Source organism: Gemmatimonadota bacterium, assembly GCA_041390125.1.
GTDB lineage: Bacteria > Gemmatimonadota > Gemmatimonadetes > Longimicrobiales > Gaopeijiaceae > JAGQIF01.
This window is the reverse complement of record JAWKQN010000007.1, coordinates 26,985-47,521: the sequence shown is the minus strand read 5'-3', so window position 1 is coordinate 47,521 and position 20,537 is coordinate 26,985. Positions and strand designations below refer to the sequence as shown.

Genomic DNA, 20,537 nt, shown 5'->3' with positions numbered 1-20,537 from the left:
GCCGGTTCCGTCCGGGGCGCCCGGCTCGCCCCGGCGGCGGCCGCATCCCATACTCCCGGCTCGACCGCCGCCACCCTGGATCCGGATCCCCCGATGCGCCCGTCCCGCCGTTCGCTGTCCCTCCCGCTCCTGGCCACCCTCGTGCTGCCCCTCCTCGCGGCGTCGCTGCCGCACGACGCGTCGGCCCAGGAGGCCCGCCGCCGCTGGGAGCGCATGGCGCAGATCCGCCGGGACAAGTTCGACCTGATCCTGCCCGAGGCCATGCGCGAGAACGGCATCGACATGTGGATCACGGTCGTGAAGGAGGGGCTGCCCGACCCGCTGGTCGAGGATCTGGGCGGCGGATACGTGGGATCCGTGGGCTACTACATCTTCACGGACCGGGGGGGCGACCGGATCGAGCGCGTGGCGGCAGGTGTGGACGGCTACCGCGTGGAGGAGAGCGGTGCCTACGATCAGGTGCTGTCGTCCGTCGACCTGCGTGCCTTCGTGGCCGAGCGCGCCCCGCGCCGCATCGGCGTGAACATGTCCCGCCAGATCGGCGCGGCCGATGGCCTCTCGTATACCAGCCACCAGGCGTTGGTGGAGACGCTGGGCGAGCCGTGGGCGTCACGGCTGGTCTCCGCCGAGAAGCTGATCTCCGATTTCCGCTCCCGCCGCGTCGCCTCCGAGATCGCCGCGTTCGCCGAGGCCGGGGAGATCTCGCGCGAGATCGCCGAGCGCGCCTTCTCCAACGAGGTGATCACGCCCGGCGTGACCGCCCTGGAGGACGTGGCCTGGTGGATGATGGAGCAGCTGCGCGTGCGGGGGCTGGGGACGTCCTTCGACTTCCCGTCCGTCTACGTGACGGGACCGAACGGCATCGAGGCCACCTCCAACGAGCGCATCATCCAGCGCGGTGACCTGCTGATGATCGACTGGGGCGTGGGCTTCCTGAACTTCCACACCGACATGAAGCGCATCGCGTACGTGCTGCGCGAGGGCGAGACGACGGCTCCCCCTGGCCTCGTGAACGCGTTCGACCGGGGCGTGGAGGCGCGCGAGGTGATCAAGCGCACCATCCGCGCGGGTCGGACGGCCCAGGCCAACTCGGACGCGCTCGTGGAGGCGCTGCGCGACGCCGGCTTCCGGCCCATGGAGGAGTTCAATCGACCCTACGACACGCCCACCACCGACATCATGTTCGGCAACCACTCGGTGGGGAACCTGGGCCACGGCATCGGCCCGTCCATCGCCTTCTTCAATCCGCTGCGCCTGACGTACGAGGTCCGGCCGGGCAACCTGTTCTCCATCGAGCTGTTCGCGTACACCGCCGTCCCCGAGTGGGGCGGCGCCAAGGCGCGCATCCCGCTCGAGGACGACGCCGTGGTCACGGAGCGCGGGGTGGAATGGCTGTACCCGATCAACCCACGGATCCGGCTGATCCGGTAGGCCGGGCGCGGCGCTCGTCCGAGGGAGCCGGCGGTCCAGCCGCGTACGGTCCGACCGGGCGCGGCGCGCAGAGACGGCCCGGACCGCTGAGATCGGGCGCGCGGCGGAGGGACGGCCCGGACGCGCGTCCGATCCGGCCGCGGCCCTTCTCCCGCGGCCCCTCGCACCCGATCTTCCCCGCGGCGGTGCCCGGAACGGCCGGGCGCGTCCGCATCCTCGACAAGGAACCGTGCCATGAAGGAGCGCGTCGCCCTCGCCTACTCCGGCGGCCTCGACACGTCGATCATCATCCCCTGGCTCAAGGAGAACTACGACCTCGAGGTCCATTGCGTGGCCGGGGACGTGGGCCAGGGAGAGGGCGAGCTCGACGGGCTCGAGGAGAAGGCGCTCGCATCGGGAGCAGCCTCGTGCAAGGTGGTGGATCTGCGCCGCGAGTTCGTGGCCGACTACGTGTGGCCGTGCGTGCGGGCGCTCACCGTCTACGAGGGCCGCTACCTGCTGGGCACCTCGATGGCCCGCCCCATCCTCGCCAAGGCGCAGGTGGACTACGCGCGCGAGGTGGACGCCGCCTATGTGGCCCACGGCTGCACGGGCCGCGGCAACGACCAGGTGCGCTTCGAGCTGGGCTACCAGACGCTGGCGCCCGACCTGAAGGTCATCGCGCCCTGGCGCGAGTGGGACATCCGCTCCCGCACGCAGGCGCTCGACTACGCCGCGGCGCGCAACATCCCGGTGACGGCCTCGCGCGAGAAGATCTACTCGCGCGACCGCAACCTCTGGCACATCAGCCACGAGGGCGGTGCGCTCGAGGACCCGGGCAACGCCCCGCCCGACGACGTGTGGATGCTGACGGCCCACCCGTGGGAGGCCCCGGACCGGCCGGAGGAGCTCACCGTTACGTTCGAGCAGGGCGTCCCGACCGCGGTGGACGGCACGCCGTTCGCGCCCGAGGCCCTGGTAGCCCACCTCAACCAGCGCGCCGGTGCCCACGGCGTGGGACGCGTGGACATCTGTGAGAACCGGCTGGTGGGCATGAAGTCCCGCGGGGTCTACGAGACCCCGGGCGGCACGGTGATCTTCGAGGCCGCGCGCACGTTGCGCTCGATCACGCTGGACAAGGACACCGCGCGCCTGGCGGAGCACCTCATGCCGGAGTACGCCGACCTGGTCTACACCGGCCGCTGGTTCGTGCCGGAGCGGCGGGCGCTGGACGCCCTGTTCGCCTCCGTGTGCGAGCCCGTCTCCGGGGACGTGCGCGTGCGGCTGTACAAGGGCACGGCCACGGCGCTGGCCGCCACCAGCCCCAACTCCCTGTTCCGCGAGGATCTCTCCACGTTCGAGGACAGCGACACGTACCAGCACGCGGACGCGGGCGGTTTCATCCGCCTGTACGGTCTTCCGGCCAAGGTCGCGGCCGAACGGGACCGGAGCACGTCGTGAGCGCATTGTGGGGCGGACGGTTCTCGGGCGATCTGGATCCGGCGTTCGACGCGTTCAACCGCAGCCTTCCGTTCGATCGCCGCCTGATCGATGCGGACATCGAAGGCAGCGTCGCGTGGGCCGGCGCACTGGGGGATGCCGGTGTGCTCACCCGCAAGGAGGTGCGCGCGCTGCAGAAGGCGCTCAAGGAGCTCGGGCGCGACCTGGCGGCCGATCCCAGCCCCCTGGAGCGCTCCGCCGCCGAGGACGTGCACAGCTTCGTGGAGGCGGCGCTCGGCGAGCGCGTCGGCGACCTGGCGCGCAAGCTGCACACGGGCCGCTCCCGCAACGACCAGGTGGCCACGGACCTCCGTCTGTGGGTCCGGGACCGCAGCGTTGCGCTCGATCGTTCCATCGCGGGCGTGATGCGCGCGCTGGCCGAGCTGGCCGAGCGCACCGCCGACCTGGCCCTCCCGGGCTATACGCACCTGCAGCGCGCCCAGCCGATCACCGCGGGTCACCATGCCCTGGCCTACGTCGAGATGCTGTCCCGCGACCGGAGCCGCCTGACCGACGCCCGTCGCCGCCTGGACGCCTGTCCGCTCGGGTCGGGCGCCCTGGCCGGGACGGCCTGGCCGGTGGATCGGAGCGCCCTGGCCACCGCGCTCGGGTTCGCCGGCCCCACACGCAACAGCCTCGACGCCGTGAGCGACCGGGACTTCGTGGTGGAGCTGGTGTTCGTCTGCGCGCTCCTGATGACGCACCTTTCCCGGCTGGCCGAAGACTGGATCTTCTTCGCCTCATACGAAGCGCGCTTCCTGCAGCTCGGTGACGCGGTCTCCACGGGCTCCAGCCTGATGCCGCAGAAGAAGAACCCCGACGCGCTCGAGCTCATCCGCGGCAAGACGGGCCGGGTGGCCGGGCACCTGCAGGGCCTGCTGATGACGCTCAAGGGCCTTCCGCTCGCGTACGACAAGGACCTGCAGGAGGACAAGGAAGCGCTCTTCGACGCGCTCGACCACACGGACGCCTGTGTGCGCGTGATGGAGATCGTCGTGCGCTCCGTCGACTACGACGCGGAGCGCTGCCGCGCCGCGGCGGAGGGTGGATTCCTCAACGCGACCGACCTGGCGGACCTGCTGGTGCGCCGCGGCATGCCGTTTCGCGATGCGCACGACGTCGTGGGACGCGCGGTCCGGACCGCCATCGAGCACGGCTGCGAGCTGGAGGACTTGCCCCGCGACGTGCTGGACGCCCTGGCACCCGGCCTCGGGGACCTACAGCGTGAGCTGGCCCTTCCGGCGGTGCTGGCGCGGCGCGACGTCCTGGGGGGCACGGCGCCCAAACGGGTCCGCGCCGAGGCTCGCCGCTGGCTGCGGTCGCTGGAGCAGGACGCGCCGAAGCAACGTCGGGGCCAGAAGGCTCCGCGGCGGCGCCAGTAGGTTCACGACGCGGAACAACGCGGCGCAGACCACGGGGTCGGTACGGGCCGCCACGTGGACACGGGTGAGCCACCACTCACGCAGACGGCCGCTGCGCGTCCCCTCGTACGGCGCGGCGCGGAAGCGCGCGTCCTCACCGGCCACCAGCCCCCAGACGCCGCCCACGAGCGCCGCAGTCCGGCGTAGATAGCGACGCTCGTAGCGCCCCCCCCCGGGTCAGCGCGGCGTCCAGGATCTCCGCCTCCAGGGCCGCCACGCTCATGCCCTGCCCGTACAGCGGATTGAAGGCACACAGCGCGTCCCCGATCACGAGCACGCCGCGCGGCAGATCCTTCATCCGCTCCCAGCGGCGCCGCACGTTGGCGGGGATGCGGTACTGCGCGACGTCGGAGAGGGGCTCGGCGCGGCGGATGACGGAGTAGATGTCGGGCCGCACCAGACTCCCCGCGAAGTCCAGGAACCCCCGTTCATCCACGGGTGGGTGATCGCCGCCGACGCCCACCAGGGAGACGATCCAGCGCGCATCCTCCAGTGCCAGCAGGAAACCCGCGCGGCGGCCCCCGGACGATGCCGCCAGCACCACGCCGTGGTCGCCCTCCAGGTCCTCCGGCCGACGCCGGTACACGCGCGACGCGTAGCCCACGCCGACGTCCAGGCGCTCCTCGGACGGCGGATCGATCGCCAGCTCGGCCACCCAGCGCGGGAGGCGCGAGCCTCGGCCTCCGGCGTCGACGACCAGATCGGCCTCGAGCTCCGTGGGGGCGACCCCGTCGACCTCCCGTACGCGGACTCCCGTGATCCGGCCCTGCGCGTGCGTGCGCACAAGCCCTTCCACCACCACCCGGCTGCGCACGAGCACGCCGGGCAGCGCGCGGGTGCGCTCCCTCAGGGTCGCCTCCAGCAACGGCCGACCGAGGAGCAGCCCCTCGAGTCCCGCGGGCGCCCGATGCAGGTAGGCGCCGTGCCGATGCCAGCGGACGTGTCCGACCACGTCTCCGGGGATCGCCCCGGCAGCCTGCAGCTCGGCGGTGAGGCCAGGGTACAGGCGTTCCAACGCGCGCACGCCGCTCGTGAGCAGCCCGTGGCCGTGCCGGTCCTGGGGAACGCCCTTGCGGTGGTGGACACGCTCCGGCAGCGCATCGCGCTCCAGCACGGTCACGCGCTCGAAGTGCCGGTGCAGCGCCGCCGCGGCCACCAGCCCCCCGAAGCCCGCACCCACCACCACCGCGTGACGCCGTCGCTCGCCCATGGGTCCTCCCGTGTGGATCGTCCGGACGCCTCCAACGATCGTCGCCCCGCCTCGCACCCACATCTCCCGGATCGGGGGGCGGCGATCGTCTCTTGGTGGGGGGCAGGGGCAGACCATCGACGGGGGCGGGGTCATCGGGGCGCGCAGCGCGGCGGCGCCCCGTGTCGGGCGCCGCGCCCCCGGGCCACGGCGCCCGCGCGCTGGCCGCTCCCACCCGATGCACGCATGTTGGCCGCTCGCCGCCGACCGCAGCCGGCCGGCATCCTGTCCGGTTCTCTCACACCCCCCGTCCCATGCGCACTTCGCATCCTTGCCTCCGCCCGCTGGCGCGCACCGTGTCGGTCCTCGCGGGATTCTCCCTTCTGGTCGCCGCCTGTGCCGATCCCCCCGCATCCGTTCCGGCGGAGGCCCCGGTTCGGGAGGAGCGGCACGATGCGGCGCTCCAGGCGCGATTGGACTCGCTGGTCGCGGACTTCCGCGGGGACGTGGGCATCTACGTGCGACATCTCGGGGACGGTCGCAGCGCCTGGATCCAACCGGACTCGCTGTTCCCCACGGCCAGCATGGTGAAGGTGCCCATCCTCGTCACGCTGTTCGACCGGATCGAACGAGGCGAGCTGGACTTCGAGCAGACCCTGGTCTACCGGGACTCGCTCCTCTATGAGGGCGAGGACATCCTGGGGTCGTTCGCGGACGGGGAGGAGATCCACCTCTCCAAGGTGGCCATGCTGATGATCACCACGTCCGACAACACGGCCAGCCTCTGGCTGCAGTCGCTGGTGGGCACCGGCACGGCGATCAACGCCTGGTTGGACGGTCAGGGCTTTCGCGGCACGCGGGTGAACTCGCGCACGGAGGGCCGGCGCGCCGATTGGGAGCGCTACGGCTGGGGGCAGACCACGCCGCGTGAGATGGCCGAGCTGCTGGTGCGGATCCGCGAAGGCCGCGCCGTGAGCCCCCGAGCCGATGAAGAGATGTACCGGATGCTGACGCGCATCTACTGGAACGACGAAGCGCTGTCCGAGATACCACCCTGGGTGCAGACCGCCTCCAAGCAGGGGGCGGTCGATCGGTCCCGCTCCGAGGTCGTGCTCGTCAACGCCCCCCACGGGGACTACGTCTTCTGTGTCATCACCAAGGACCAGGAGGACACGAGCTGGGAGTGGGACAACGAGGGGTTCGTGCTGCTCCGGGATGTGTCCCGGCTCCTCTGGTCGACCTTCGAGCCGGACGATCCATGGACGGCCAAACCGTTTCCGCCGCACGGGTAGATCCCACGCGTCCCGCCGCCGTAGCCGGACAGCGCGCCGGCGGGTCTCCTCCGCGTCGTTCCGCGGACCCGTGCGCCGACGCCCGTGTCCTCCGTTCGTGCGGATCGGACCGCGGCCGGCGCGTTGTCCTCCTGCTCATGCTGGTCGCCTCTGGCGCGGCGTGCAGTCCGGAGCCGTCGCACGGCGGCACCGCCGCCCCGCTGCGCGCGTCCACCGCTCCCCTTCCCGACACCACCTTCGGTGCGCTGGTAGCGCGTCTGTCGGAGCCCGGCGGCTACTTCGACACGGACAACCTGATCTCCAACGAATCCAGCTATCTGCACCCCATGGGCGCGCTGGAGCGGTCGGGGCTCCGGGGCGGCGCGTACCTGGGCGTGGGGCCCGACCAGAACTTCTCCTACATGGCCGCGCTCCGGCCCGAGATCGCCTTCCTCGTCGACATCCGCCGGGACAACCTGATCCAGCACCTGCTCTTCAAGGCCCTGTTCGGGATGGCGCGCAATCGCCTGGAGTATCTGGCGCTGTTGTACGCGCGCCCGCTCCCGGACGACCTGGCCGCCTGGGACGAGCGACCCCTGCCGGAGCTGATCGCGTGGATCGATGAGCATCCCGCGGGGCCGCAGGACGGTGCCGCAGTGCGGGCACGCGTCGCCGAGCAGGTCCGCTCCTTCGGCGTCCCCCTCGACGGAGAGAGCCTCGCTACGCTGGACCGCTTCCAGCGCGAGTTCATCACGAGCGGATTGGATCTGCGTTTCCGCTCCTATGGCCGGCGCCCGCGCTTCTTCTATCCCACCCACCGCGACCTGCTTCTGGAGCGCGACCTGGACGGAGCGCCCGCCAGCTACCTCGTGGAGGAGCGGGACTTCCAGTGGCTCAAGGCGCTGCAGGAGGAGAATCGGGTCGTCCCCGTGGTGGGAAACCTCGCCGGGCGCCAGGCGCTGCGCGCGATCGGCGCGGAGGTCCGCCGCCTGGGCCTGGAGATCACGGCGTTCTACACGTCGAACGTGGAGTTCTATCTGTGGAGCGACGGCTCCTTCGTGGACTTCGCGGAAACCATGGCCACACTCCCGCTCGCGGAGGATGGGCTGCTCATCCGCAGCTACTTCGGGGGAGGCGGCATCGACGACCCGGTGCTGAACCCCGTGCCCGGCTACTACAGCGTCCAGCTCCTCCAGCCGTTCCGCGCATTCGCGGAGGCCGCACGCGACGGAGGCTTCCGGGGCTACCGCGACCTGGTGACACGCTCGGCGCTGACGCTGGAGAGCTCCGCGCCCCGCTGAGGGCCTGACCCGACCAGGAGGCGGGCTCGACCATGAAGCGGGCTCGACCGGAGATCCGGGCCGCGCGCGAGGCGCTCGGGTGCCCGGCGGGCGGCTCCCGAGCCTAGAAGCCCTCCCCCTCCATCCAGGACGCGAGCCGCGCGACGAACGTGGTGCCGAAGGCAGCCGGCAGCAGCGGTCGCCGCGTGACGCTGCGCAGATGGTGATCCGACCCCAGGAAGACCTGCACCTGCGCGCGCGCCCGACCCGAGGCGGTGAACGCGGCCGCGAGGGCCTGTGCCTCGGCGTGCGGATTGAGCAGCGTGTCCTCGAAGGCATAGACGCCGAGCAGGTCCGGTCCGACGGCCCCCAGCGCGGGCGGGGTCGGCACCGAGGTGGAGATCAGCGCCACGAAGTCGAGCGGCAGCGCGTCCAGGCAGGCGGGATCGGCGCCCGCCTCCCCGAAGGCCACCACGCCCACGCGCTCGGCGGCCGGGATCAGGGCCCGCAGGGCGGCCAGGTCGCCGTCCTGCGGCGTCGAGCCGTCCACCAGGACGGCGGCCGCCACCCCCTCCCGGGCCAGCGCCGCGGCCAGCCGGGGGAGCAGGGGCGCATCGATCGGATCGTCGCTCACGAGCAGGACCGCCGCTCTGGCGGTCGAGCGATCCGGTGTCCAGACCCGCGCACCGGCGGGCGCCTCCGGCGCCAGGACATCATACGCGAAGACCGTACGCCAGGCGGCGAGGCCCGCCAGGGCCAGGAGGAAGTCCAGCAGGACCATGGCCGGGACGAGGGCGGTGGGGCGCCGGGGGCCTCGCCACTCCAGGATCAGCCCCAGCGCCGCCAGGAGGATCCCGAACGACAGGAACACCGTGCCCACGCGTCCGCTCCACGGGTACGGCAGGGCCGGGACCTCCGGGATCAACAGCCAGGCGCCGGGAAGCGCCGCCAGGAGGCCCAGCGCACCCGCCCGGTTGCCCGGCGCCTTGCGGGCCTCCGGAGCCTGCTCGTGGTTCCCCGCCCTCCAGCGACCCTGCCCCGCGTCCGTGCGCACCATCCCTCCGTTTCGATCGAGAGCCCTCATCCCCCGCCATCCCTACAGGGATCGTGCCCGTTGAGGCGTGGGGCGGTCTGCGGACGGGGTTCGTCCGACCGCCGTGGGCCTGCCTCGGGAGTTGCCCGGCGGTCGGCCTCCGGAAGCGCATCGACGCCGACCAGGACGTTGCCCTCGCACGCGAAACGGCCGGCGGGGTCACCCCCGCCGGCCGTCCGGTTGCGGAATCCCGGACCCGAAGGTCCGGAGCGTGTCGCCTCTAGTTGCTGAACGGGCTCGAATTCCGCTGGGCCAGCAACCGGTTGAGGTCGATGTCCATCGTGACCTCGGTCGTGGTGAGGTTCTCCGACGCGTCGTACGGCGACGACGGCGTGAAGGTATCCATCACCTCGGCCACGGCCTGCGTCATGTACGCCGGGATGGTCATGCGCGTCCCGGCGTCCCCGTCGGAGATGTTCGGGTTGGCATCGATCTCCCGGAGCATCATCGGCAACCTGAGGCCCAGGTCCGCCATGCGGCGGCCCTCCAGGAAGAGGATCTCCTGGCGCGCCAACCAGAGCGCATGCCACAGGTTCTCCGTCTCCGAGACCGGAATGGCCTCGATGGAGTCGGCGTCCAGTGACGTCCCCGACACCGTGGGCACCGGGATGCTCTCGTCCGGCCGGTCCAGCACCAGGCCCGCCCGGAAGGGCGCTCCCGGCTCGGCCGCCACCCGGATCTCCTCGTTGCGTGGACGGATGCTCAGGTCGGCATTGAGCCGCTGATCGTTGTCCACGAAGTCGGTGGCTCCGCGCTGGTGCGCGAGCCGGATGGCGTTGCCCAGGTGGGTCTTCCCCTGCGCGAAGTCCCCCTGCGCGAAGCGGGCCTCGGCCATGATGAGGTGCATCTCCTCGGCCTTGGCCACGGCGATGCCTGCCTCACGGCTGGTGTACTTCGGATCCAGGAAGTCCAGTCGCGGCAGCGGCTGCATCTCCTGGAGCGCCCGCAGGAACAGATACGCGAACGGGTTGTTCTCGATCGACTGCGAGTCGTACTCCTGCTGGAACAGGAACGCCGGGTCGGCGGCCAGCACCTCGACTGCCTGATTGATGGCCTGGGTGGCATCCCCCTGCCAGCGGTACGCCCGCGCCAGCGCCGCCTTGGCCGCCGTCCCGAGCGGCCCGCTGGTGGCGGCGCTCAGGTCGGCGATGGCCCGCGACAGGGCCTCGCTGGCCGGCAACGGTGTGCCGTCCTTCTCCAACGGGAAGGCCGAGAAGTTCTCGGCCAGGTGCAGGAGCCCCATCCCGCGGTAATAGCGTGCCTCCGCGATCTGATCGGCCGTGGCCGTGGGGTCGTCGGCCGCGATCACGTCGATCACGAAGTCGCCGAGCGCACGCAGCTCCTGGTTGTGCCAGTAGATGGCGCTGGCGCTCCCGGTGCCGGTGGCATCGACGATGGTGGGGTCCGTCTGGTACGGGTCGTCCAACTGCTTGAGGATGCCCGTGCCGTGGATCGAGTAGTTGTCGGAGGCGTTCTCCGTGGTGCTCACGGTGGCGCCCACGGCCCGCGCGAACTGCGCGCGCAGGCCGGGGAGCAGCGCCTCGGTGGGCCGCTCCGCTTCCGCCAGATCCTCGTCCGTGGTGGTGGGGTTGTCCACCTTGGTCGGATCGAGGAAGTCGCAGGCCCCGACGCCCAGCGCCAGGGTCAGCAACCACGCGGTTCCGGAGGCGGTCCGTCTCGCCATGCTCTTGGTTGTCATGTTGGCTCGCCTCTCCTAGAAGACCACTTCGACGCCGAACTTGAACGACCGCGGCGCCGAGATCGTGATCGAGCTTTCGGATCCCAGCTCCAGGCCGGCGCCGTTCACACCGGAGAGCTCCGGGTCGATCAGGCCGTTGCGGGACCAGATCCACACATTGCGGACCGCGCCATAGAGAGTGGCGCGGCTGGTGCCCAGCCCGGCCGCCAGGTTCTCCGGCAGGGCGTAGCGCGCCGAGATCTCGCGCAGCTTGAACCAGTCCCCGTCGTAGAGGAACGCGGAGCGCGCCGCGCTCTGGCTGTATTCGCCCTGCTCCACGCCCGCCAGGTTGTAGCGGAGCGGGAAGCCGCGATCGCAGGGATCCTTGCCCGCGGGGCACTGCTCCAGGTTGGCGCGATAGATGTTGTTGAACGTGGCCCAGACCGAGCCCCAGTCGAAGACCTGGTGGCCGCCGGCCCAGTCCGCCAACGCCGACAGGGTCAGGTTGCTGCCCAGCGTGAGCTGGGTGTTGAAGCTACCGTTCTTGTCCGGGAAGGCCTGACCGCCGGTGTACCGCCGCTCGGAGCCATCGTTGAGACCATCCCCGTTGGTGTCGATGGGTGTGGTCACGAACCAGGCGCCCACCGGCAGCACCTCGAGGCCGGGCGTGTTCGGGTCGCAATCCAGCGGCGGTCCGCACACGTGCTTCTGGTCGTCCGGGAAGAAGGCGGCGGCGCCACCCATGTCCACGACCTTGTTCTCCACCTGGTTGTAGGTGGCGCCCACCGACCACGACACGCTCTGCGTGTTGATCAGGTTGAGGTCCAGGGTGACCTCGATGCCCCGGTTGTTGATCTCCCCCAGGTTGCGCGTCTGCGTGCCCAGGCCCGTCACGGGCTGCTCGGGGACCGCGAAGAGCGCGTCCGTGGTCGTGGCGTCATACCACGTGAAGCCCAGGCCCACACGGTTGTTGAAGAGCGCCGCGTCGAAGCCGGCCTCGAAGGTCGACGTCTTCTCGGGACGCAGGTCCGCGTTGCCCGGGTTGTCGAAGCGCGGTGCGCTCTCACCCCGGAACGGGGTGGACGCGAAGCTGCGATCGCGCAGGAACGGCGGGGGGAACTTGCCCGTCTGCCCGTAGGCCGCCCGGACCTTCATCTCGGAGAAGATGCCTCCCAGCGCGTCCTGGAAGAACTCCTCCTCCGAAACCACGTAGGACGCCGTGGCTTTGGGATAGGTCTCGTAGTCCACCTGGTCCCCGAAGCTGGAGCCCGCGTCCAGGCGCAGCCCGGCGCCCAGGTACAGCTTGCTGAACAGGCTGAGCTGCTCGTCGAAGTAGACGCCACCCGTGAACAGCTCGCTGTTGCCTTCGCTCGCGATGATGTCGGCCGCCGCGCCGAAGTCGTTGGTGCCCGGCAGCGCGAAGGTGGTTCCCGTAGCGAAGATCGTGCTGACGTCGTCCCGGAACCCCTGAACGCCGACCGTGAACGAGGAGGTCACGTTTCCGTCCAGCGGATAGGAGAACGTCCCCGCCGCATCCACGGACACGGAGGTGAACTCACGCTGGAAGCGGTCCAGCTCGCCGGTGACCTCGCCCGGTGTGAAGCCGATGGGCTCCAGGATGCGCTGCTGATTGTTGCGGTCGTCGATGCCCAGCGTCAGCCGCGACGTGAAATGGTCGTTCAGCGTGTAGTAGGCCCCGGCGCTGAAGATGAAGCGATTGACCTCCTCCGTGATGCTGGGGCGGAGGAAGATGTTGAGCGCCTCCTCCAGGCTCTCGGCCCCCGAGAAGAACAGCGCATCCCCCACCTCGAAGGTTGTCAGCGGGTCGGCGATGGCCGTGCCGTTGAAGAGCCGGTCGAAGTCACTGCGGGTGTACGAACCCGAGAACTCCACGCGCAGCTTCTCGGACACGTTCGCCTGCACGCCGGCGCGCAGGTTGTACAGCACGCTGTTGTTCTTCACCTGGATCCCGTCCGCCTGGTCGATCCGGCCCGAGATGTTGTAGGTGATGTCGGACGATCCGCCGTTCACACCCACGTAGTAGCCCTGGGTGTGGCCGTTCTGGAAGAAGTTGTCCGCGAGCAACGTGCCCGACGATCCCCCGGCGACCTCGTCGGGGAAGATGGCCCCCGTGTCGAAGATGTACTTGAGGTCGGGCGTGTCGATGCCTTGCTCCACGCGGGCGGTGAAGCGCGGCGCGCCCGGGGTGCCCTTCTTGGTGAAGATCTGGATCACGCCGGTTGCGGCGTTCGAGCCGTACAGCGTGGAGGCCGCTCCGCCCTTGGTGACCTCGATGCGCTCGATGTCGGAGGTGAGCAGGTCGGCCAGAGCCGAGGACTGCTCACCGCCCGTCCCGGCGGCGGTCGATTGCGAGTTGTCCACCCGCACGCCGTCCACGTAGATGACGGGCGTCTGCGCGCCGAACACGCTGGTTACGCCACGGAAGCGGATCAGCGCGCCCGTGCCGGGCTGGGCGGAGGTGGTGTTGACGGTGGCGCCGGCCACGCGGCCCTGGAGCAGCTGCTGCACGCTGCCCACGGGAGCCGTCTCGATGGCCTGGGCGCTCAGGACGTCCACGGTGGTCCCGAGCGCACGGCGCTCGGTGGCCTGCCCCACCCCGGTGACGACGAGCTCGTCCAGGGAGATGGCGGTCTGACCCAGCTGGAAATCCAGCGAGACGGACTGCCCCGCACCGACGTTGACCTGCTGGGTGGTGGTGCCGAAGCCGATCAGTTCCACACGCACGGTCACCGGACCGGCGGGGACGTTGAGCAGGATGTAGCGCCCGCTCGAGTTGCTGAGCGTCCCGATGCCCGTTCCGGGAATCGAGACCTGGGCCTCGGACAGCGGACGGCCGGATTGGCTGTCCGTGACCTGGCCGGCGATGGTGCCGGTGGCCTGCGCCGAGAGCGACCCGACGGCGAGCGCCAGCGAAAGCGCTGCCAGGGTCACGGCCCGGCCGAATGTCGGACGAAGTTGGGTCATGACGTTGTCTCCTCTGCTCAGAGGCACGAGTCGGCGCACCTCGGCGGGAAACCCGGGCCCGCGAGCCACGCCAGGTCGGGAAAGTAGTCGATTCCCCGCCCCGGAACCATTACGCCATCCGGCGGTGGATATGGCGGCGGGACTCGGCTTCCGCCTCGAAGCCCGGCGGTCCATATTCGGCCGGTTTCCCGGCACCCGATCGCCGGCCCGTCCGTTCCGCCCGAGAGGCCCATGTTCCAGTCCCGCAGGCCGCTAGCCCGTCCGGCCCCGCTTGCGCTGCTCGCCGCGCTCCTCGCTGCCCCGCCGCTCGCGGCCCAGATCCCGACCCCCGAATCCGTCCTCGGTCACCGGGTGGGCGCCGACTTCCACCTGGCCACCTTCGAGGAGTCGCTGGCCTACTTCCAGCGCCTGGACGGCGCCACGGACCGGCTCCAGCTGCGGCAGGTCGGCGAGTCCTCCTTCGGACGCCCGGTCTACATCGCGCTGATCTCCTCCGCGGCCAACCTGCAGGCCCTCGACCGCCACCTGGAGACGGCGCGCCGCCTGGCCCATCCGGAGGGGTTGGGAGAGGAGGAGGCCCGGCAGCTGGCCCGCGACGGCAAGGCCATCGTGTGGATCGACGGCGGGCTGCACGCGACCGAGGTCGCGCACGCCCAGCATACCATCCAGCTCGCCTACGACCTGGTGACCGGCGACGGGGATCCGGAGATCCAGGCCATCCTGGACAACGTCATCCTCATGCTCTGGCCGTCCATCAACCCGGACGGGCAGACCCTCGTGGCGGAGTGGTACCGCTCCAACCTGGGGACGCCGTACGAGGTCGCGCCTACGCCGTTCCTGTACCAGAAGTACATCGGGCACGACAACAACCGGGACGGCTACATGATCAATCAGATCGAGTCCCGGATGGCGACACGGGTGGCGCGCGAGTACGAGCCCCAGATCCTGTACAACCACCACCAGTCGTCCCCCTTCCCCACCCGGATCTGGATCCCGCCGTTCGCCGAGCCGGTCAGTCCGTACGTGCATCCGCTCATGTGGCGGACGGTGAACCTCATCGGGATGAGCATGGCAGCCGCCCTCGAGGAACGGGGACAGAAGGGTGCCACCCACATGGGCACCGGGTTCGACAACTGGTATCCCGGCTTCATGGACCACGCCAACAACTTCCACAACGTGGTCTCGCTCCTCACCGAGACCGCGCTCTACCGCTACGCCACGCCCCACTTCTACACGATCGAGGACTTTCCCGCCCGCACGCGTGATCTGCGGCCCCAGTCGCTGTACTCCAGCCCCTGGGCGGGAGGCTGGTGGCATCTGCGCGACGCCGTGGACTACATGCTGACGGCGTCCATCTCGGTGCTGGACATCGCGGCCAAGTACAAGACGGACCTGCTCTACAACCGCTATCAGGCCGGCCGCGACGTGATCGAGCAGTACACGGCCGCGCCGCCCTACGCCTACTTCATCTCACCGGAGCAGGCGGATCCGGTGGCGGCCGTCGAGATGCTGCGACGCCTCGCCTTCAACGGGATCGAGGTGCATCGGCTGACCCAGGCCGTGACGGTCGAGGGCGTGGCGCACGCCGCCGGCACCTGGGTGATCCCCATGGACCAGCCGTTCGCCAACTACGTACGGCAGCTCTTCGACGTGCAGGAGTATCCGGACCTGCGCGAGTACCCCGAGGGGCCCCCGGATCAGCCCTACGACGTCTCGGGCTGGACGCTTCCCTACCAGATGGGGGTGCGGGTCGTGGAGGCGGCCGCGCCGCTGGAGGGTTCCGTGCGGGACGCCCTGGAGCCCGTGCGCGGGGAGGCCACCGCCTGGGACGCCGACGTGGAGGACGCCTCGGCGTTCGACTCGCCCATCGGAGTGGGCTTCGACTCCGATCCGGTGGCCACCGCCATCGTGCCCCCGCCCGGACGCATCAGCGGCGGCGGCAACGCCGTGGTGATCGACGCCCGCCAGAACAACGCCTTCCGCCTGCTCAACCGGGCCTGGGCGGCGGGCGCTCAGGTGCGCTTCCAGGCAGGCACGCCCGCGGAGGACGGCTCGCCGGGCACGTCCGGGCATTTCCTCGTGAGCGGCTTCGGCGCCGCGGAGACGGCCGCGCGCGACCTGCACGTGCAGACCACGCGCGCCAATGCCAGCGGCCCCACCGTGCAGAAGCCTCGGATCGGTCTCTACCGGCCCTGGGACGCCAGCATGGACGAGGGCTGGACCCGCTGGGTGCTGGAGCGCTTCGACTTCGACTTCCAGAACGTCTACAACGCGGACGTGCTGGCGGGACAGCTGCGGGACCGGTACGACGTGCTGGTCGTCGTGGACATGTCCGGTCGCTCCATCATGGAGGGCTTCGCCCCAGGCTCGGTGCCCGCCCGCTACGCCGGGGGCCTGGGCCCGGAGGGCGTGCGCGCCGTGGACGCCTTCGTGCGCGCCGGCGGCACGCTGGTGACGCTCAACAACAGCGCGCTGTGGGCCATCGACCAGCTCCATCTACCCGTCCGCAACGTAGTGGCGGACGTGGAATCCACGGACTTCTTCATGAGCGGCTCCATCGTGGAGATGGAGGTCGATCCCGCCCACCCGCTGATGTCCGGCATGCCCAACCCCGCCGCCGTGGTCGTGGGCCGGAGCCCGGTCTTCACGACGGACGAAGGGTTCGAAGGCGCGGTGTTCGCCAAGTACCCGGAGAACGGCTCCCCGCTCATGTCCGGGTATCTGCTGGGCGAGGAGCACCTCAACGGCTACGCCGCCGGCGTGGACGTGAAGCACGGCGAAGGCCGCGTCATCCTGCTGGGGATGAAGCCCCAGTGGCGGGGACAGCCCTTCGGCAACTTCCGCATCCTGTTCAACGCGGCGCTCTACACGCAGGCCGTGGCGGGCGCGACCCCGGACAACAGCGCGTTCTGGACGCCGCCGGAGGTGCTGGAGGATACGGCCACGCCCGACGAGGGGCGGAGCCGCCGCTAGCGGATCGGACCAAGGGCTGTCGCCGGTGGGGCCCGCCACGCGCGGCGGGTCCCACGGGCCGACGGCCAGCTCACCGGCCCTCGCCCCCCTCCTCCTCCACCCACAGCCCCCGGGGCGTCCCGACCGCGCGGACGTCCCAGCCGTGGGCGGCGGCCGCGGCCCGCACGAAGGACAGGTCCAGCGGCGTGATCGCGTCCGGCGCCCACAGCCAGCGCAGCGTGGGCGACCACAGCAGCAGGGAGCCGTGCACGTCGGGCAGGTCCACGGGCTCCAGCCGGACCCGCGCCCCACCCAGCTCCACCCAGGTGCCTTCGGCGACCACGGTGACGTTGCGGGCGGGCACCCCTTCGTTGGCGAGCATGACGTCGAGGAAGGGCGCCGCCGCGCGGGACGTCCAGACCGGGATGCCCTCCCGGACGAGGCTGACCACCCCACCGTTGCCCGGGCGCGCCCCGACGACCAGCGCGCCGGTCGGGGCAGGCACGCCCGACCGCGCCAGCGCTTCGCGACCCCGCTCGAGCGAGAGTGGCGCGTGCCCGGCCTCGAGGAGCAGCCACGCCTCCCCGACGCGCAACGCGCCGGCCGGAAAACCGAACCCGTGCACCTGCACCAGCCCGTCGGTGGCGACGGTGACCGAATCCACCGGACGGTCGTGCATGGGCGCCCGGGTGGCGACGAACGCGTGGCGCAGCGAATCCGACACCGCGAACGAGTCGGCTGGGAAGTCCGGGTTGAAAACGACCCGCTGGACGGTCATGCGCTTGTAGGGGCTGCCGGCCCGCGCGATGTCCCACTGGGTCGGGATGTGGATCCCCCCGCTGGACTGCCAGCCGGCGTAGGCGACCTCGACCTCCATGGCTCCGAACGGGACCAGCCCGAAGTCGTTGGGATGTCCCTGGCGGAATCGTAGCACGGCGGGCAGGCCGGTTCCGGCGTGGAACGCGATCGTGACCGCGAGGCGGCCGTCCAGGCGGGCGCGCACCTGCCGGTAGCGCTCGCCCGCGAGGGTCGTGTCGGCGCCGAGGGTCAGGCTGGGCGCGTCCAACGCCCTCAGCATCAGCCGGTCGGGTGTGTAGACGAAGAGTTCGTCGCGCTCGTCCACATAGGCGACGCTCTGGGTCTGGAACCCGTTCCCGAGGTCGGTGATCGCGACGCTGTCCCGGACCACGTTCACGATGCGCCGGGGACCGAACTCCCGCGTGTTGCGCCACGCGGGGATCGTGTAGTCGCGCACGTCCGTGTGGGGCTCGAACGAGGGCCGGTCGCCGGCGGGACGCCCGTCGTACCGGGTGCGCTGCCACTGGGTCATCATGTCCAGCCGCACGCGCTCGACCCCACGCAGCGCCGCTTCGCCGCCCATGGCCTCCACCGCCCGCTCCACCACGGCCCGCGCCGCCGGCTCCACCTGGGCCGCGGCCGCCGCCGGCGTCAGGAGCCCTATCATGACCATCCCCGCCTTCCACGCCCTCCGCATCCTCTCCTCCCCTCCAGCGGTCCGCGCCCGTCGAGCGTGAAGCCTCGCCCGGGGCGTGGCGTAGTGGTATCGGTCAGAAGGACGACCCACGGGGAGGATGCGGGTGACGATGACGGACGAGCGCCTGGACGCGGCCACGGCGCACATGGAGGCCGCGGCCCGGGCGCTGCGCGAAGGACGTGTGGATGCGCTGATCGCGGAGACGCAGCGCGCCCGCGAGCTCGTGCCGCCCGAGGACGCGGAGCGACGCTTCCGGCTCGGGAGCCTGCTGCAGGCGGCCTTCCGCTTCAGCGGCCGTCCCGACGTCCAGGCCGACGCCTGCATCGTGCTCGCGGAGGTCTCCGATCGGCTGGAGCGGCCGGATCTGGCCGTCCCGGCGCGCGCGCTGCTCGGCAGCGTGTCGCTCCTGGCGGGGGACTTCCATGCTGCGCTCGACCGCTGCGACGCTGCGCTCGATCTGGCGCGTGCCACGGGGACCGACGCAGCGCGCGCGAGCGCCCTCGCGTGGCAGTTCCGCGGCTATGTGCTGTACGAGTGGAATCGGCTGGACGAAGCCGAGGACGCCCTGACCCGGGCCTGGACCACGGCAGGCCCCGACGCCCCGGGCGTGCGCAGCGGCGTGGCCCGCATGCGAGCCCGACTGCATGCCGTGCGGGGCGAGCGCGAGAACGCACAGCGCTGGCTCCAGGAGCTGGAGGCCATCGTGGCGGAGCCCATGACGTTGCGCAATCGCGAATGGCTCGCGGCGACGCGCGTGCAGCTCGCGCTGGGCACCGGCGCCCTGCAGGGAGTGGACGAGTGGCTGCGCACCTACGACTACCGCGCCGCGGAGCTGGAGGCGATGGCCACGCCGGAGCTGACGGCCCGCCTCCACGAGATCGAACAGGCGGTCGCCGTGTTGGAGGCGAGCGGCCGATGGGAGGCGCTCGCGCGGACGGCCTGTCAGCTGGAGCGCGCCGCGGGACACACACGGCGCTGGTACCGGACGCGTGCCCTGGGTGCGCGCGCCGTGGCGGAGGAGGCGCTCGGACGATCGGGCGCGGCGGACCGGCTCTGGACGGAGGCGCTCGCGGCGGGAGAGGAGGGCGGCTTCGTCCGCGTGCACCTGGACGGCGATCCTGCGCTGCGGTCCCGTCTGCTGGAGCGCGCCGCGACCCGTCCCGCCACCGCGGGCTGGGCGCAGCGCGTGCGGTCGGCGGCGTCACCCGCCGACTCCGATGCCCCGCTCAGCGCGCGGCAGCTCGAGGTGCTGCGGCGAGCGGCAGCGGGCGACTCCAACAAGGCCATCGCCCGCGCGCTCGACGTCTCGTTGAGCACGGTCAAGACGCACCTGCGCGCGGTGTTCGGCAGGTTGGGCGTGACGTCACGCACCCGGGCGGTGGCCGTGGCGCGGGCGCGGGGATGGCTCTGATCCGATTGCGGAAGACGCCGTGGGCGGCCAGGGTCGGGCGGCGTCGGCGCCCTCCGGGGGACTCCGTTCGCGAACCTGCCCAGCCGCCCCCGTCGTAGGGGGCACCGCGGCATCCTTCCCACTGCACCGCTCCCGCTCGCCAAAGGACGACACGACATGGAGGACCGCCTCGACCGCCTGCACGCTCGGGCCCGGGCCCACCCCGTCTTCCAGCGCCTCGCGGTGGTGACGCGCATCCTGCTCGCGCTCGGCTTCATCCCCACCTCGCTGGTGAAGATCATGGGCCGGCCCTTCACCACCCTGGGTCTGGACACGTCCGTCGGGTACTTCTTCGACGCGCTGCACCGCACCGGGGCCTGGTGGCAGTTCATCGGGTGGGCGCAGTTGACCGCGGCGGTGTTGATCCTGATCCCGGCCACGTCCACGCTGGGGGCGGTGATCTTCTTCCCCATCATCCTCAACATCTTCGTCATCACCGTGGCCGTGGGCTTCACCGGCACGCCGTTCATCACGGCTCCGATGCTGGTGGCCGGCCTCTTCCTGCTGTGCTGGGACTGGGACCGGTTGAAGCCGCTGTTCTTCCGGCCAGCCCGCCGCCCGGCGGTGGTGCGCTGGCGGCCGACCCGGCTCGAGATGGCCGGCTACGTGCTGGGGGGCCTGGCGGGGGTGGTGGTGATGAGCGCGGTGCGGGGGTTGATGCCACGGGCGGTCACGCTCCCCGCGCTGGCCACCGGCGGCGTGGCCGCGCTGCTCGTGCTGGCGGGCTGGATGCAGGCGGCGCGGTCGCCCGGCGCGGTCCGCGCGAGCCGCTGAAGGGCCCGGTCGGCCAACCCTGACGGCCTGCGGGGCCCA

The 20,537-nt window shown here is 71.3% G+C and carries 13 protein-coding genes; 8 read left to right on the top strand and 5 right to left on the bottom strand.

The features are described 5' to 3' along the window. Positions 1 to 93: 93 nt before the first annotated feature. The 3 genes from R3E98_08200 to argH all read left to right on the top strand — a co-directional run bounded on the left by R3E98_08200 (position 94) and on the right by argH (position 4,292). Entirely contained in the window at positions 94 to 1,431 is a 1,338-nt protein-coding gene (locus tag R3E98_08200; protein MEZ4423374.1) for a M24 family metallopeptidase, read from the top strand. 234 nt (positions 1,432 to 1,665) lie between these two features. Then, entirely contained in the window at positions 1,666 to 2,871 is a 1,206-nt protein-coding gene (locus R3E98_08195) for an argininosuccinate synthase (GenBank protein MEZ4423373.1), read from the top strand. Next, positions 2,868 to 4,292, top strand: a complete 1,425-nt coding sequence (gene argH / locus R3E98_08190) for an argininosuccinate lyase (GenBank protein ID MEZ4423372.1) — start codon at positions 2,868 to 2,870, stop codon at positions 4,290 to 4,292. The genes R3E98_08195 and argH overlap by 4 nt, the downstream gene beginning before the upstream one ends. A gap of 133 nt (positions 4,293 to 4,425) precedes the next feature. On the opposite strand, the gene R3E98_08185 is transcribed toward argH, so the two are convergent. Then, positions 4,426 to 5,541, bottom strand: coding sequence for an FAD-dependent monooxygenase (locus tag R3E98_08185; GenBank protein ID MEZ4423371.1), 1,116 nt, complete (start codon positions 5,539 to 5,541; stop codon positions 4,426 to 4,428). Between the two features lie 335 nt (positions 5,542 to 5,876). On the opposite strand from R3E98_08185, the gene R3E98_08180 reads away from it, so the two are divergent. Both R3E98_08180 and R3E98_08175 read left to right on the top strand, forming a co-directional pair. Then, entirely contained in the window at positions 5,877 to 6,812 is a 936-nt protein-coding gene (locus R3E98_08180) for a serine hydrolase (GenBank protein ID MEZ4423370.1), read from the top strand. A gap of 137 nt (positions 6,813 to 6,949) precedes the next feature. After that, on the top strand, positions 6,950 to 8,092 hold the full coding sequence (locus R3E98_08175; GenBank protein MEZ4423369.1) for a hypothetical protein: 1,143 nt from the start codon (positions 6,950 to 6,952) through the stop codon (positions 8,090 to 8,092). Positions 8,093 to 8,195: 103 nt separating this feature from the next. Here the strand turns inward: R3E98_08175 and R3E98_08170 are convergent, their stop codons facing one another. The 3 genes from R3E98_08170 to R3E98_08160 all read right to left on the bottom strand — a co-directional run bounded on the left by R3E98_08170 (position 8,196) and on the right by R3E98_08160 (position 13,827). Continuing rightward, positions 8,196 to 9,155 carry a hypothetical protein gene (locus R3E98_08170; protein ID MEZ4423368.1) on the bottom strand — a complete coding sequence of 320 codons (960 nt, stop codon included), beginning with the start codon at positions 9,153 to 9,155 and terminating at the stop codon, positions 8,196 to 8,198. 229 nt (positions 9,156 to 9,384) lie between these two features. Beyond that, on the bottom strand, positions 9,385 to 10,863 hold the full coding sequence (locus tag R3E98_08165; GenBank protein MEZ4423367.1) for a hypothetical protein: 1,479 nt from the start codon (positions 10,861 to 10,863) through the stop codon (positions 9,385 to 9,387). 15 nt (positions 10,864 to 10,878) lie between these two features. After that, positions 10,879 to 13,827, bottom strand: a complete 2,949-nt coding sequence (locus R3E98_08160; protein ID MEZ4423366.1) for a TonB-dependent receptor — start codon at positions 13,825 to 13,827, stop codon at positions 10,879 to 10,881. Positions 13,828 to 14,058: 231 nt separating this feature from the next. Between R3E98_08160 and R3E98_08155 the strand changes: the two genes are divergently transcribed. Beyond that, a complete protein-coding gene (locus R3E98_08155; protein MEZ4423365.1) occupies positions 14,059 to 16,800 on the top strand; it encodes a M14 family metallopeptidase in 2,742 nt (913 codons plus the stop codon). A gap of 70 nt (positions 16,801 to 16,870) precedes the next feature. Here the strand turns inward: R3E98_08155 and R3E98_08150 are convergent, their stop codons facing one another. Beyond that, positions 16,871 to 18,250 carry a hypothetical protein gene (locus R3E98_08150; GenBank protein MEZ4423364.1) on the bottom strand — a complete coding sequence of 460 codons (1,380 nt, stop codon included), beginning with the start codon at positions 18,248 to 18,250 and terminating at the stop codon, positions 16,871 to 16,873. 133 nt (positions 18,251 to 18,383) lie between these two features. Between R3E98_08150 and R3E98_08145 the strand changes: the two genes are divergently transcribed. Both R3E98_08145 and R3E98_08140 read left to right on the top strand, forming a co-directional pair. Further along, positions 18,384 to 19,685, top strand: a complete 1,302-nt coding sequence (locus R3E98_08145; protein MEZ4423363.1) for a LuxR C-terminal-related transcriptional regulator — start codon at positions 18,384 to 18,386, stop codon at positions 19,683 to 19,685. Between the two features lie 156 nt (positions 19,686 to 19,841). After that, a complete protein-coding gene (locus tag R3E98_08140; protein MEZ4423362.1) occupies positions 19,842 to 20,498 on the top strand; it encodes a DoxX family protein in 657 nt (218 codons plus the stop codon). Positions 20,499 to 20,537 lie beyond the last annotated feature (39 nt).